Genomic DNA, 14,440 nt, shown 5'->3' with positions numbered 1-14,440 from the left:
GGTGCGCCGTCCCCGGTGCCGTGAGGTCGCCGCGGCTACGGCTGCCACGAGCAGCCGTAGCCCTACGCCGCTCCCACGACCTCCGGGATTCTGAACGGCTTGCCGCACCCGCCGCAGACGATGGGGGCCTGGGCCAGGACCGAGGGCACCACCCGGACGTTGCGCCCGCAGTCGCACACCGCCTTGACGCGGACGCCGCCGCCGGAGGAGCCGTGCCGGGCGGCCGGGCCGCGGAAGGTGCGGGTGGTGTCGGCCGAGGTGGCCGCCGTGTGGGCCTTCAGGGCGCGTTGCAGCCGCTCGATGGTCGGGCGGTAACGCCGCTTCGCCTCGGCGTTGAGCGTGACCAGCGAGAAACCGCTGCTCGGGTGCGGCTCCTCGGGGTGGTCCAGGCCCAGCTCCTCGGCGATCGCCAGGAAACGACGGTTGTGGTAGCGGCCGGCCCGGGAGGTGTCGCGGACGCCGCGGGCGGCGGCGATGCCGTGGACTGCCTCATGGAGCAGCCTCTCGAAGGAGAGTTCGTGACCGCACGCGGACGACGACTCCCCGATCAGGGATTCTGGCGCGGCAAGGTCCGGCAGCTCGGGGTGGTACCGCTGAATGTCGGCCCACGCCTGCGCCAGCTCTGCGGCGAGAACAGGTGGTGTCTGTGTCGTGCTCACGTAATGACAACGAGCGGGGGTGCCGCTGTGTTCCTATTCCGGGGCATCCCAAATAATTTGCACGTACCCGTCAGTTGCCGCTGATGCGTCCTGACGAGGGCGGGTGCGCTGATCTGCGGAGAAGCGTCACAGCTCATACCAAGCTGGTGCGTAGTCCGCGCTACGCACCGCCGGTGAGGCCTGGGACGACGAAGGCCGGCTGCTGCGCAAGAGGTGTTTCGGCCGCTCTCGGCGCGCGGCCCTCACCACGGACAGCGTCCACGGCCTCCGTGACGTTACCGCGTGCCGCTGCGGCCCCCGTCACCGGCCCGCCTCCCGCGGGCCGACACCGTACGGCCACCCAGATTGCCGGGATGTGAAATCTCGCCACACCGGCGCCCTCACCCCAAGCCGGACCCCACGACCCCTGGACGCCACCGCGAGCCGGGAGTTACCTGGCATACGTGGGAAGGGCGCGCGCACGGCACGGGGGCACGCAACCGGGCGCAGCGGCGAACTGTCGGCGGATTGGGGCGCTTACCTATGACACCTACGCTCGTGCGGCAGCACACGTCTCACGCGGTCTCCGCACCCCGCGTGGACCTGAGCGCACGCGCGCGTGACTGGTCCGAGATCCAGGAGCGGATGCTCGTACCGCTCTACGAAGCCGTGTACGACCGACTCGAGGTGGGCCCCGCCACCCGGCTGCTGGGCCTGCGCTGCGGTTCCGGGCTCGCCCTGCTGATGGCGGCCGCCAGAGGCGCCGCGATCACCGGTGTCGACTCCGCCTCCCCCGAACGGCTCGCCCTCGCGCGCGAGCGCCTGCTGCCGGACGCCCCGCCCGGCCGGCGCGGCGACGGCTCAGGCGGCACACGCGCGCGTACGGCCGCGGAACTCCTCGACGGGCCGCCCGCGGCCACGGCCGGCCCGGAACCGGCCGGGTACACCCTGGTGACCGTCTTCGAGCCGATCGGCGGTCTCGCGGGCGACGCCGACGGTCTCGGCGAGCTGCTCGCCGACGCGCTTCCGTCGGCCGGGCGCGGGGCCGCCGTGGTGCTGGCCGGCTGGGGACCGCCGGAGCGCTGCGCCACCTCCTCGGTGCTGCGGGTGGCCGCCAAGCTGGCGGATCCGCTGCGCGGCGCGCGCAGCCGGCCGCTCGCCCGGCGCGACGACCTGGAGGAGGTCGCCGGGCGGGCCGGGCTGAAGCCGGACGGCTCGGGCCGGGTCGCCTGCCCGTTCGGGTACGCCGACCTCGACAGCGCCGTACGGGGGCTGCTGTCCACCGGCCTGTTCGACACGGCGATCGCGGCGACCGACGCCAAACAGGTCGACAAGGAGCTGACGGAGGCCCTGCACCCGCACCGGCGCCCGGACGGCACCGTGTGGATGCCGAACGTCTTCCGCTACCTGATCGCCCGCGTGCCCTAGGCCCTGTCGTCTGGATCAACCCGGCGTCGCGGGGCCTGGCACGCACATCTGCCGCGTTGTCGTCGGTTGCCAACGCTCCGCGTTGGCGCCCTCCTCCGCCTTGCAGCTGCACGCACCAGGCCCCGCTCGGCTCGGCTCGGCTCGGCTCGAAGGCACCGCACCTCACAGCCGGCCTGATCCAAACGAAAGGGCCTAGCCCTCTGCCCGGCCGGTCCCTGCCGTCAGGTCCCAGTCGTCAGGTCCCAGTCGTCAGGTCCCAGTCGTCAGTCCTCGCCGTTCTTGGTGAGGCGCGTGATCCCGGCGATCCGGTACGCGTCCGCCTCCTCCAGCGTCTCGTTCTCCAGCAGGGCCTGCGCGAGCGCGTCCAGCCGGCCCCGGTGGTCGCGGAGCTTGCGGCACGCCTCCTCGTAGCACGCGTCCACGATCCGCCGCATCTCCGCGTCGATCACGTCCAGGGTCTGCGGGGCGGCCGACAGCCCGTACGCCTGCTGGGCGTCGCTCGGCAGGGCGGACAGCCGGCCGACGCGCTCGCTCATGCCCCAGCGGCCCACCATCCCGCGCGCGATGTTGGTGACCTGCTCGAGGTCGTTCTCCGCACCCGTCGTGACGACCCCGTAGACGACCTCTTCCGCCGCCATGCCGCCCAGGGCGCCGATGATGCGCCCGCGCAGGTACTCCTCGGAGTGCGCGTACCGCTCGACCTCGGGCGTGGACATGGTCACACCGAGCGCCCGGCCGCGCGGCACGATGGTGATCTTGCGGACGGGGTCGGCGCCGGGCTGGAGCATGCCGAGCAGGGCGTGGCCACTCTCGTGGTAGGCGGTACGGCGGCGGTCTTCCTCCGGCATGATCAGCGTGCGTTCGGCGCCCAGCTGCACCTTCTCCAGCGCCTCGGACAGGTCGGCGCCGGTCACCTGCTCCTGTTTGCGTTTGACCGCGAGCAGAGCGGCCTCGTTGGCGAGATTGGCCAGATCGGCGCCGGTCATGCCCGGGGTGACGCGGGCCAGCTGCGTCAGGTCCACGTCGGGCGCGAGGGGGATCTGCCGGGTGTGGATGCGCAGGATCGACTCGCGTCCGCCGCGGTCCGGCGGGGACACGGTGACCACCCGGTCGAAGCGGCCGGGACGGGTCAGCGCCGGGTCCAGGATGTCCGCGCGGTTGGTCGCCGCGATGACGATCACGCCCTCGGAGCCCGAGAATCCGTCCATCTCCGTGAGGATCTGGTTCAGCGTCTGCTCGCGCTCGTCATGACCGCCCATCGAGGAACTGCCGCCGCGCGCGCGTCCGATGGTGTCGATCTCGTCGATGAAGATGATCGACGGCGCCACCTTGCGCGCCTCGGCGAACAGTTCGCGGACGCGGGACGCGCCGACGCCCACGATCATCTCGATGAACTCGGACGCCGAGGCCGAGAAGAACGGCACGCCGGCCTCCCCCGCGACCGCCCGTGCGAGCAGGGTCTTGCCGGTGCCGGGCGGTCCGGAGAGCAATACCCCGCGGGGCAGCTTCGCGCCCATCCTGCGGTAGGCGTCGGGGTGCTCCAGGAAATCGACGACGTCGTCGAGTTCGCCCTTGACCTCGTCGATGCCGGCGACGTCGGCGAAGGTCGTGCGCTCGGCGTCCGGCCGCGGCCCGACCGGTCTGGGCGGCGACCGGCGGCCGAACAGGCCACCCGCGCCGGGCAGCATCCCGCCGAGCCGCCGTTGGACGAGGAGCCAGACCACGACCAGGACCGCGATCGGGATCAGGGACATCAGGACGTTGGACACCAGGCTGCGTTCCTGCACGACCGGCCGCGCGGTCACCGTGACCCCGTGGCTGCTCAGGTTCTGCCACAGCCGGTCGTCCGCGAAGGCCGGCCGCTGCGTCTTGAACTTGGTGTACTCGCCGCCGCCCTCGGGATCGGAGCGGGGGCTCCTGAGCTGGCCCTGGATCGCGTCGCCCTTGGAGTAGATCTTGGCGACGTTGCCGGCGCCGACCTCCCTGCTGAACTGCGTGTACGAGATCGTCGGCTCGTTGCCCCGGCCGAGGTAGTGCAGCCCGAGGTAGGCCAGCACGAAGACGATCACCGCGGTGGCGAGCAGACCCCACCATTTGCCGCCCCGGAATCCGCCGGCGGGTCGCCGGGGCGGCTCCTCCGGTGTGCCCTCGGCGCGCCACGGCTGATCAGGGGCGTTGCGGGGTGGCACCGCATTGCTCATATCTGGACGTTACGACACACACCGGGCCTCGGCACACGCTGGGGGCGCCCTCTGCGGAAGGGAGCGCCCCCGGCGTCGTACGAGCGGGACTCAGCCCATGAACTTCTTGAACTCGTCCGGCAGCTCGAAGTCCTGGCCGCCCTGCTGCGGCAGCCCGAACGCGTTCCCGCCCTGCGCGGCGGCCTCGCGGCGCTGCGCCTCCTCCAGCTCCTGCTGCTTGCGCTTCATCGGGTTGCCGGAGCGCTGCTTGCCCTTGGCCTTCTTCTGCTGCTTCTTCTGCCGGCCGGGGCCGCCGCCCATGCCCGGGATTCCGGGCATGCCCGGCATGCCGCCGCCCTGGGCCATGCGGGACATCATCTTGCGCGCCTCGAAGAACCGCTCGATCAGGCCCTTGACCGCGCTGACGTCGACACCGGAACCCTTGGCGATACGGGCACGGCGGGAGCCGTTGATGATCGTCGGGTCCTGGCGCTCGCCCGGGGTCATCGACTTGATGATCGCGGCGACGCGGTCGACGTCCCGCTCGTCCAGGTTGGCGATCTGGTCCTTGATCTGGCCCATGCCCGGGAGCATGCCGAGCAGCTTGCTGATGCTGCCCATCTTCCTGACCTGCTCCATCTGGGACAGGAAGTCGTCCAGGGTGAAGTCCTGGCCCTTCTTCGACGCCAGCTTGGAGGCCATCTTGGCGGCCTCTTCCTGGCTGAACGTCTTCTCCGCCTGCTCGATCAGGGTGAGCAGGTCACCCATGTCGAGGATGCGGGAGGCCATCCGGTCCGGGTGGAACGCGTCGAAGTCGTCCAGCTTCTCGCCGTTCGACGCGAACATGATCGGCTTGCCGGTGATCTGCCGGATCGACAGGGCCGCACCACCACGGGCGTCGCCGTCGAGCTTGGAGAGGACCACGCCGTCGAAGCCGACGCCGTCGCGGAAGGCCTCGGCGGTGTTGACGGCGTCCTGGCCGATCATGGCGTCGACGACGAACAGGATCTCGTCGGGGCCGACCGCGTCCCGGATGTCCGCGGCCTGCTGCATCATCTCGGCGTCGATACCGAGGCGGCCGGCGGTGTCCACGATCACGATGTCGTGGACCTTGGACTTCGCGAAGTCGAGGGAGTCCTTGGCGACCTTCACCGGGTCACCGACGCCGTTGCCCGGCTCCGGCGCGTACACCGCGACACCGGCGCGCTCGGCGACGACGCTCAGCTGGTTGACGGCGTTGGGGCGCTGGAGGTCGGCGGCGACCAGCAGCGGGGAGTGGCCCTGCTCCTTGAGCCACATGCCGAGCTTGCCCGCGAGGGTGGTCTTACCGGCACCCTGGAGACCGGCCAGCATGATCACGGTGGGCGGCTGCTTGGCGAAGCGGAGACGCCGGGTCTCGCCGCCGAGGATGGTGATCAGTTCCTCGTTGACGATCTTGAGGACCTGCTGGGCGGGGTTGAGCGCCCGGGAGACCTCGGCCCCGAGCGCGCGTTCCTTGACGTTCTTGATGAACGTGCGGACGACAGGCAGCGCCACGTCCGCCTCGAGAAGCGCGATACGGATCTCGCGTGCCGTGGCGTCGATGTCCGCCTCGGAGAGCCGTCCCTTGCCGCGCAGGTTCTTGAAAGTCGCTGACAGGCGATCGGAGAGAGTGTCGAACACGGCGCTCGCGGTCCTCGGGGTCGGTGACGGTCTTGAAGGTCGCCCTCCAGGGTATCCCGGAGCCGCAAGCACCGGAGCAGGTCATCCGCGCAGCGTCTCCTCCAGCACCCCCGCCAGCGATGCCGCGTCCTCGCCGGGCAGCGGTGCGCCCGCCCCCGTCGTGACATAGAACGCGTCCACCGCGTTGGAGCCCAGCGTGCTCACGTGCATGCTGCGGACCCGTACACCCGCCTTGTCCAGGGCCATCCCGATCCGGTACAGCAGACCAGGGGCGTCCTGGATGCGGACCTCGATCACCGTGGCGTGGTGGGAGGCGGCCGGGGCGACGGTCACGCGGGGCGGCGGGGCGCTCCAGCCGCGGCGGCGCGGGTAGGCCGCGTCGCGTTCGGCGAGGCGGCCTGCGATGTCGAGGGTGCCGTCGAGGGCGCGGACGAGGTCGGTGCGCAGCCGGGCCGCCTGGGGCAGGGAGCCGTACTCGGCGGCGACCCGCCAGTTGAGGAGGAGGACCGTTCCGTCGTCGTCCACGTCGTCCGGCAGGCGCAGCGTACGCAGCTCCGCCGTGCGGACGGTGAGGCGGTGCACGGCGAGGACACCGGCGACCGCCGGGAGGACACCGGGCTGGTCGGGTACGGCGATGAGCAGCTCCACGCCCAGGGGTTCCGGGTCGCCGGCCGGTTCCTCGTCGGTGACCTGTTCGGTCTGGGCGCGCAGGGCGAGGACCGGGCCGCCGGTGCGGTAGGCCTCGATGGCGAGCCGTTCCTGCTCGGCGGTGGGCGCGGCCGGCTCGGGCTCGTCGGGGGCGTCCCCGGCGAGGACGGCCGAGACGCGCCGGACGAGGTCGGCGACGAGGGAGCCGCGCCAGGAGGACCAGGCGGCCGGGCCGGTCGCGAGGGCGTCCGCCTCGGTGAGGGCGTGCAGCAGTTCCAGGGTGCTCTGGCTGCCGACGGCTTCGGCGACCGAGCGGACGGTGGCGGGGTCGTCCAGGTCGCGGCGGGTGGCGGTCTCGATGAGCAGCAGGTGGTGGCGCACCAGCAGGGACAGGACGGCCACGTCCGAGCGGTCGAAGCCGATCCGCGCGGCGACGTCCTTGGCGATGATCTCGCCGGCCACCGAGTGGTCACCGGGCCAGCCCTTGCCGATGTCGTGCAGCAGGGCGGCGACCAGGAGCAGGTCGGGGCGGCTGACGCGGCGGGTGAACTCGGAGGCGCGGACCGCCGTCTCGATCAGATGGCGGTCCACCGTCCACACATGCACGGCGTTGCGCTGCGGCCGGCAGCGCACCCGTTCCCAGTCGGGCAGGAGGCGGGTGATCAGGCCCTCGGCCTCCAGGGCCTCCCAGACGTCGATGGTGGGGCGGCCGGAGCCGAGCAGGGTGACCAGTTGCTCGCGGGCCTCGGCGGGCCAGGGCGTGGGCAGGGAGCGTGCGGTGGCGGCCATGCGCCGTACGGCGTGCAGGGAGAGCGGGAGACCGGCCTGGGCGGCGGCGGCCGCGGCGCGCAGCGGGAGCACGGGGTCGCGTTCGGGGCGTGCGGCACGGGCGAGCACCACCTCGCCGTCCTGTTCCACCACGCCTTCGGCCAGAGGCGACCGCTCCGTGACCGGCTTGCCGCCGCCCAGCATGGCGCGCAGCCGCGGCCGGACGGCGCGCGAACGCAGCACGCGCCCCACTTCCCGCCAGGTGACGTCGCTGGCGTACGCGATCACCCGCGCCGCTTCGTAGACCTGCCGCAGCAGGGTGTCGGCGTCGAGCAGCCCCAGCTCGGCGGCGACCTGGTCCTGTTCCTGGAGGGCGAGCCGGTCGGTGGCGCGGCCGGTGGCCAGGTGCAGGGCGTCGCGTACGTCGAGCAGGCTGCGGCGGGCGTCGGCCAGGCCCTCGCGCGGGGCGTCGGCGAGCCAGGAGGCGGCGACGGCCCGCAGGGCGGTGGCGTCCCGGAGGCCGCCCCGGGCCTCCTTGAGGTCGGGTTCCAGCAGGTACTGGAGTTCGCCCTGGCGCGCGGCGCGTTCGGCGCACAGTTCCTGGAGTTCGGGGAGGCGCTTGGGGGCCTGGTTGCGCCAGTCGGCGAGGGCGGCGGTGCGCAGGCCGGCGGTGAGCGCGGGGTCGCCGGCCAGGTGGCGGGCGTCCAGCAGGCCGAGGTGGACCTTGAGGTCCTCGCCGGCCGTCTTGCGGGCCTCGGCGGGGGTGCGGACGGAGTGGTCGAGGGCGAGGCCCAGGTCCCAGACGGGGTACCAGATCCGGTCGGCGAGGGCGGCCACCGCGCCGGGGTCGGAGCCGTCGTGCAGCAGGACCAGGTCGAGGTCGCTGCGCGGGGACAGTTCCGCGCGGCCGTAGCCGCCGACGGCGACCAGTGAGACGCCCTGCGCCGCGCCCGCCGCCGCGTCGAACAGTCCGGCGAGCCAGTCGTCGGTCAGTTCGGCGAGGGCGGTACGGCGCGGCGGCCCGGACCGCGCCCCCTCCGTGAGGAGGCGCAGCCGGGCCGCCGCGTAGCCGCCGGGTCCCGAGTCTTCCGTCTCTTTCCGCACATCCGTACCGGTCACCCAGCGACTCCTGTTCCGTTTCCCCCGACGTTCCCCTGACCCAGATTGTGCTGTGTCAGAGCGCGTCCGGCCCGCGCTCGCCCGTGCGGACCCGTACGGCGGTCTCGACGGGCAGGGACCAGACCTTGCCGTCTCCGATCTTGCCGGTGCGGGCCGCCTTGACGATGACCTCGATCAGCTGTTCGGCGTCGTCGTCCTCGGCCAGCACCTCGATGCGGATCTTGGGCACGAGGTCGACGGTGTACTCGGCGCCGCGGTAGACCTCGGTGTGGCCGCGCTGCCGGCCGTAGCCGCTGGCCTCGGTGACCGTCAGTCCGTGAACCCCGAAGGCCTGGAGGGCTTCCTTGATCTCGTCGAGCCGGTGGGGCTTCACGACGGCGGTGATGAGCTTCATGCGTCCACCTTCTTGTTCTGCGCGGCGGCCAGGGCCGAGGCGGCGAGGGTGCCCGTGACGCCGCCGCCGGCGCCGCTGAAGTCGTATGCGGTCTCGGCGTGCTCCGCCTGGTCGATGCCGGAGATCTCCTCGTCCTCGGTGACCCGCATGCCCAGGGTCTTGTCGAGGAGGAAGGCGAGGACGGCGGAGACGATCAGGGAGTAGGCGAGGACCGCGAAGACACCGGCGCACTGCTTCCACAGCTGGGTGAAGGTGTGGTCGCCGTAGAAGACGCCCGTGGCGGTGGACTGGCCCTTGCCGGTGGCGAAGAAGCCGATCAGCAGGGAGCCGATGATGCCGCCGACCATGTGGACGCCGACGACGTCGAGGGAGTCGTCGTAGCCGAACCTGAACTTCAGGCCGACGGCCGCGGCGCAGGCGACACCGGCGATGGCGCCGACGGCGATCGCGCCGAGCGGGGAGACGGCACCGCCGGACGGGGTGATGGCGACCAGACCGGCGACCGCGCCGGAGGCGGCGCCGAGCGTGGTGAACGCGCCGTGCCGGATCTTCTCGTAGGCGAGCCAGGCCAGCATGGCGGCGGCCGTCGCGACCTGCGTGTTGACGAACATCAGCGCGCCGACGCCGTCGTCGTTGCCGAGCCAGGAGCCGGCGTTGAACCCGAACCAGCCGAACCAGAGCAGACCGGCGCCGAGCATGACCAGCGGGAGGCTGTGCGGGCGCATGGGGTCGCGCTTGAAGCCGACGCGCTTGCCGATGACGAGGATGACCCCGAGCGCCGCCGCACCGGCGTTGATGTGGACCGCCGTACCGCCCGCGAAGTCGATCACGCCGAGCTTGTAGGCCCAGCCGTCGGCGCCCCAGACCCAGTGGGCGACCGGGACGTAGACGATCGTGACCCACAGGACGACGAACAGTGCCCAGGCGGAGAACTTGACCCGGTCGGCGAGGGCGCCGCTGATCAGGGCGGGGGTGATGATCGCGAACATCAGCTGGAAGACCATGAAGACGAAGACCGGGATGGTGTAGCCGTCCCAGAGTTCCGTCAGGCCGATGTTGCTGAGGCCGATCCAGTCGGCGTTCCAGCCGAGCAGGCTGTTGCCCGTGCCGAAGGCGAGGGAGAAGCCGTAGAGCACCCACAGGATGGTGACGATCCCGAGGCTGATGAAGCTCATCATCAGCATGTTCAGGGTGCTCTTGACGCGGACCATGCCTCCGTAGAAGAAGGCCAGTCCCGGGGTCATCAGCAGCACCAGGGCGGAACAGATGAGCATGAAGCCTGTGTTGGCGGACGACAGTTTGGGTGCGTCCGCCGCAAGCATGATGGCTGGTGCCATCGGCGTCTCCTCGTCGGTTGGTACGGCGCCGTGCGGGCGGTGCCTGAGGGGTCCGGTCGGGTGAGGGGTGGGCCGGTTATGCGCCACGAGACTGGCGCAGCGCGGTTTCGGTGGAAGCCCCTCGTTGTTTCGCCGGGGTGACGAAGGCGCCCTGTGTGTTACGCGTCGATGAAGTGCCAGATACCGGGCTGCGCGATCGTTATCGTGGCGCAACCTTCTCCACGGGGCTCGCGCGGAGACACAAACCGGCCGCGGCGGGCCTTCCGACGACCTGGCATGGGGGAGCCGAGTCGGGCAGTTCGGGAGGACCGGCCGCGGCCGGGGTCTGGCGGTGCTGTGGTGGTCAGACGGCTTCGGCGGTCTCCGGCAGGTCGACGGCGAGCTGGTCACTGAGGTCGACCACGGCGGCGAGGTCGCCGTAGTCGCGGACGGCCGTGTCGACCGTCTTTCGGATACGAGTGTTCACACGCTCGGAGCGGACCTTCTTGGCGATCTCCATGGCCCGCGTGGCATAGGTCGTGCTCTCCTCGGGCTCGCGCTGGAGCAGGTGCACGGTGGCCATGCCGATGAGGTTGAGCGCGTACGACCGCTGGTGCTCGGAGTCGTCGGCGAACAGCTCCACAGCCCGGCGCATGAGCGGCTCGGCCAGGGAGGCGTAGGTGGGGCTGCGCCCGGCCACGTAGGCGAGGTCGCGGTAGGAGTGGGAGTTCTCGGCGTACAGCTCGGCCTCGGAGAAGAAGCGGATCCAGTCGGGGTCGGGCTCGTCCCACTCGTCGGCCTCGGCGAAGGTGTCCTCGGCCATGCGGACGGCGCGCTTGGTCTTGCCGGGCTGGCCCATGTTGGCGTAGGCGCGGGCCTCCATCGCATACAGCATGGACTGGGTGCGCGGGCTCGCGCAGTCGCGGCTGCCGTACTGGGCGAGGTGGATCAGCTCCAGGGCGTCCTCGGGCCGGCCGAGATGGATCATCTGGCGGCTCATGCTGGACAGGACGTACGAGCCGAGCGGCTTGTCACCGGCTTCCTTGGCCGCGTGCAGGGCGAGCACGAAGTACTTCTGCGCGGTGGGCTGGAGGCCGACGTCGTACGACATCCAGCCGGCCAGTTCGGCCAGCTCGGCGGCGACCTGGAAGAGCTTGCGGGTGGTGGCCTCGGGCTGGGGTTCCTGGAGCAGGTCGGTGACCTCGTGCAGCTGGCCGACGACCGCTTTGCGGCGCAGGCCGCCGCCGCACTGGGCGTCCCACTGGCGGAACATGCGCGTGGTCGACTCCAGCAGCTCCAGCTCGGGCCGGGACAGCCGGCCCGGCCTGCGCGCGTCGAAGGCGGGCTGGGGCTCGGGCGGGACCGGGGAGGCCGGGGTGGGCACGAGCCAGCGCTGCATGGGCTCGATGAGGGAGGGACCGGCGGACAGGGCGAGCGAGGTGCCGAGGAAGCCGCGCCGGGCGAGCATCAGGTCGCTGCGGGAGAACTCGCCGAGCAGGGCGACCGTCTGCGGGCCCGTCCAGGGCAGGTCGACACCGGAGGCGGCGGGCGACTGGCGGGCGGCCCGCAGGCCGAGGTCCTCGATGGAGACGACACAGCCGAAGCGCTCGGAGAACAGCTCCGAGAGGATGCGCGGGATCGGTTCGCGCGGGTTCTCCCCGTCCAGCCAGCGGCGCACCCGCGAGGTGTCGGTGGAGATGTGGTTGGCACCCAGCTGGCGTGCTCTGCGGTTCACCTGGCGGGCCAGCTCGCCCTTGGACCAGCCGCTGCGCACGAACCACGAACCGAGCAGCTCGTTGGGGCGCTTGTCAGCGTGTGTCCCGCTTCCGCCATTGCCGCCCACTGGAACGCCCCCATCCCTGAGACCACGTGTCGCCTGATGCGCCAAGCCCTATCAGAATGCCGGTAAATAGGGCCTCCCGTCCGCCGGTACTCACCCTTCGAACGAGATGCCGACTTGCCTCCGGCATACCCACGAGTGCATGTGCCCCGGGGACTCGCACACTCACAGTAATCCTACGATCACCCGTCCAGCCACGGGGATCCCTGAAACGCCACCATTCGCCACCCCTTCGAATGAACTCACGGTGTGCTCCACGCGATTCACTTGACATAGGACGGCCGGAAGTGGGCGGAGTGACGCACTCAGGGGCGCGTATCCCCCGGTGCGCCACCCTCCGCACCCCAAGGCGCCGCCTTATCACCGCGTCGCCGTGGGGAGGCGGAGCCGTAGCGTTACGTTCCGCTTCCGTCTCGCTCCGTGGCGTAACCACCGGCGCGCTGGACCCGTTGGAGGGGGCATGGGCTTCACGATCGGCGGCATCCGCGAGATCCGTTCCGGCACGCGTCGGCGCGGCCGGTCCGCCGAGTGCACCGCCGTCGCCGAGTTCACCGGGCTGTGGGGCTGGGAGGTGGTGCCGGGGGCGCGGGCCGCCGGGGGCGCCTGTTCGTGCGGGCGGTCCGACTGCCCGGCGCCGGGCGCGCATCCCCTGGACTTCGCGCCGCCGGTGCCGGCCGGGGCCACGCTGGACGAGGTGAGCAAGGCCTGGTCGGAGTTCCCGGGCGCCTCGGTGATGCTGCCGGTGGGCCAGGCCTTCGACGCCATCGAGCTCGCGGAGCCGGCCGGCCGCCGCGCCCTGGTCCGCCTGGAGCGCATGGGCCTCCCGCTCGGCCCGGTGACCGCGACCCCGGACGGCCGCGCCCACTTCTTCGTCGCTCCCGGTGCCGCCGCCGACCTCCCCCGGCTGCTCTACCGCATGGGCTGGGACGACCCGGCCGCGCTGGACCTGCGCGGCCTCGGCCCGGGCACGCACATCACCGCGCCGCCCTCCGACCGGGGCGGCCTGGGCCCGGTGCGCTGGCTGCGCCCGCCCGCGCTGGACTCGGCGACCCGGCCCCCGGCGGCCCGGCTGCTGCTCGGCACGCTGGCGTACGTGGCCCACCGGTCGCGGGCCAGGGCGTAGGTCCGCCGGGAAAAGCGAAGCTCCCGTCCCCGACTGCGCCTAGGGGCGGGAGCTTCTTGCCGGCCACCTACCGACGTCGGCAGGTGGTTCACTCTCCGATAAGCGCATCCACGAACGCCTCCGGCTCGAACGGCGCGAGATCGTCCGCGCCCTCGCCGAGCCCTACCAGCTTGACCGGCACGCCCAGCTCGCGCTGGACCGCGATGACGATGCCGCCCTTGGCCGTACCGTCCAGCTTGGTCAGCACGATGCCGGTGATGTCCACGACCTCGGCGAAGACACGCGCCTGGACCAGGCCGTTCTGGCCGGTGGTGGCGTCCAGGACGAGCAGCACCTCGTCCAGCGGCGCGTGTTTCTCCACGACCCGCTTGACCTTGCCCAGCTCGTCCATGAGGCCGGTCTTGGTGTGCAGGCGCCCGGCGGTGTCGATGAGGACGACGTCGACCCCCATCTCCTTGCCTTCCTTGACCGCGTCGAAGGCGACGGAGGCGGGGTCGCCGGCCTCGGGGCCGCGCACGGTGTAGGCGCCGACGCGCTCGCCCCAGGTCTGGAGCTGGTCGGCGGCGGCGGCCCGGAAGGTGTCGGCGGCGCCGAGCACGACACTGCGGCCGTCGGCGACGAGCACCCGGGCGAGCTTGCCGGTGGTGGTGGTCTTGCCGGTGCCGTTGACGCCGACGACCATCACGATGCCCGGCTTGCGGTCCTCGGGCTCGGTCCTGACCGTGCGGTCGATGTCGGTGCCGATCAGCTTGAGCAGCTCGTCGCGGAGCAGGCCACGCAGCTCCACGGGGGTGCGGGTGCCGAGGACCTTGACGCGTTCGCGCAGGCGCTCGACAAGTTCCTGGGTGGGCTGCACGCCGACGTCGGCGGTGAGCAGCGTGTCCTCGATCTCCTCCCAGGTGTCCTCGTCCAGGTGCTCGCGCGAGAGCAGCGTGAGCAGGCCCTTGCCGAGGGCGTTCTGCGAGCGGGACAGGCGGGCGCGCAGGCGGACCAGCCGGCCTGCGGTGGGCTCCGGGATCTCGATCCCGGGAGCCTCGACCACGGGGGGTTCCTCGACGACGACCGGTGCGGGGCCGCCGGGAAGATCCACCTCCTCGATCGTCCGGCGCGGTTCGTCGCGCGGCGTCTCGGCTTCGTCGCCGACGTGCGGCTCGGCCGGGGGGGCGGTGATGTCGGGCGCTTTGGGGGGCGGCGGGGGCAGCGACTTCCGGCGCCGACTGCCCACGATCAGCCCGCCGAGCGCGCCGAGCACGACCACGGCGATGACTACAGCAAGGATGACGGTTTCCATAACGCGTCCAGTATCGGCCATGGGGTCCGCGCG

Annotated in this window: 10 protein-coding genes; 2 read left to right on the top strand and 8 right to left on the bottom strand. The window is 71.9% G+C overall.

Translation table 11 applies throughout. From position 1 onward, the window contains the following. Positions 1-62: 62 nt before the first annotated feature. Entirely contained in the window at positions 63-659 is a 597-nt protein-coding gene (locus ACZ4WH_RS25290) for a hypothetical protein (protein WP_468184280.1), read from the bottom strand. Between the two features lie 522 nt (positions 660-1,181). Between ACZ4WH_RS25290 and ACZ4WH_RS25285 the strand changes: the two genes are divergently transcribed. Next, complete coding sequence (locus ACZ4WH_RS25285) at positions 1,182-2,066, top strand: class I SAM-dependent methyltransferase (RefSeq protein WP_468184277.1); 885 nt, start codon at positions 1,182-1,184, stop codon at positions 2,064-2,066. Between the two features lie 263 nt (positions 2,067-2,329). On the opposite strand, the gene ftsH is transcribed toward ACZ4WH_RS25285, so the two are convergent. From ftsH to nsdA, 6 genes are all read right to left on the bottom strand, one after another. Next, positions 2,330-4,267 (bottom strand): ATP-dependent zinc metalloprotease FtsH, encoded by a 1,938-nt coding sequence (gene ftsH, locus ACZ4WH_RS25280; protein WP_468184275.1) that lies wholly within the window; start codon positions 4,265-4,267, stop codon positions 2,330-2,332. Between the two features lie 90 nt (positions 4,268-4,357). Beyond that, complete coding sequence (gene ffh, locus ACZ4WH_RS25275) at positions 4,358-5,908, bottom strand: signal recognition particle protein (protein WP_468184272.1); 1,551 nt, start codon at positions 5,906-5,908, stop codon at positions 4,358-4,360. 81 nt (positions 5,909-5,989) lie between these two features. Next, positions 5,990-8,443, bottom strand: a complete 2,454-nt coding sequence (locus ACZ4WH_RS25270; protein WP_468184269.1) for a [protein-PII] uridylyltransferase — start codon at positions 8,441-8,443, stop codon at positions 5,990-5,992. Positions 8,444-8,498: 55 nt separating this feature from the next. Beyond that, a complete protein-coding gene (locus ACZ4WH_RS25265; RefSeq protein ID WP_030990174.1) occupies positions 8,499-8,837 on the bottom strand; it encodes a P-II family nitrogen regulator in 339 nt (112 codons plus the stop codon). After that, positions 8,834-10,174 (bottom strand): ammonium transporter, encoded by a 1,341-nt coding sequence (locus tag ACZ4WH_RS25260; protein WP_468184266.1) that lies wholly within the window; start codon positions 10,172-10,174, stop codon positions 8,834-8,836. Before ACZ4WH_RS25260 ends, ACZ4WH_RS25265 begins: the two co-directional genes overlap by 4 nt. 343 nt (positions 10,175-10,517) lie before the next feature. Further along, positions 10,518-11,996 carry a transcriptional repressor NsdA gene (gene nsdA / locus ACZ4WH_RS25255; RefSeq protein ID WP_468184264.1) on the bottom strand — a complete coding sequence of 493 codons (1,479 nt, stop codon included), beginning with the start codon at positions 11,994-11,996 and terminating at the stop codon, positions 10,518-10,520. Positions 11,997-12,453: 457 nt separating this feature from the next. On the opposite strand from nsdA, the gene ACZ4WH_RS25250 reads away from it, so the two are divergent. Next, a complete protein-coding gene (locus ACZ4WH_RS25250; protein ID WP_468184262.1) occupies positions 12,454-13,116 on the top strand; it encodes a bifunctional DNA primase/polymerase in 663 nt (220 codons plus the stop codon). Positions 13,117-13,204: 88 nt separating this feature from the next. Here ACZ4WH_RS25250 and ftsY read toward each other — a convergent pair whose 3' ends face one another. Then, a complete protein-coding gene (gene ftsY / locus ACZ4WH_RS25245) occupies positions 13,205-14,407 on the bottom strand; it encodes a signal recognition particle-docking protein FtsY (RefSeq protein ID WP_468184259.1) in 1,203 nt (400 codons plus the stop codon). Positions 14,408-14,440 lie beyond the last annotated feature (33 nt).

The sequence above is a fragment of the Streptomyces sp. NPDC029138 genome (assembly GCF_055564375.1).
The sequence above is the reverse complement of the archived record's forward strand: the minus strand, read 5'-3'. Positions and strand labels throughout refer to the sequence as shown.

Coding starts and splice junctions, on each gene's coding strand:
- ACZ4WH_RS25285 (WP_468184277.1), top strand. CDS start 1,182: ATGACACCTACGCTCGTGCGGCAGCACACGTCTCACGCGGTCTCCGCA.
- ftsH (WP_468184275.1), bottom strand. CDS start 4,267: ATGAGCAATGCGGTGCCACCCCGCAACGCCCCTGATCAGCCGTGGCGC.
- ACZ4WH_RS25265 (WP_030990174.1), bottom strand. CDS start 8,837: ATGAAGCTCATCACCGCCGTCGTGAAGCCCCACCGGCTCGACGAGATC.
- ACZ4WH_RS25260 (WP_468184266.1), bottom strand. CDS start 10,174: ATGGCACCAGCCATCATGCTTGCGGCGGACGCACCCAAACTGTCGTCC.
- ACZ4WH_RS25250 (WP_468184262.1), top strand. CDS start 12,454: ATGGGCTTCACGATCGGCGGCATCCGCGAGATCCGTTCCGGCACGCGT.
- ftsY (WP_468184259.1), bottom strand. CDS start 14,407: ATGGAAACCGTCATCCTTGCTGTAGTCATCGCCGTGGTCGTGCTCGGC.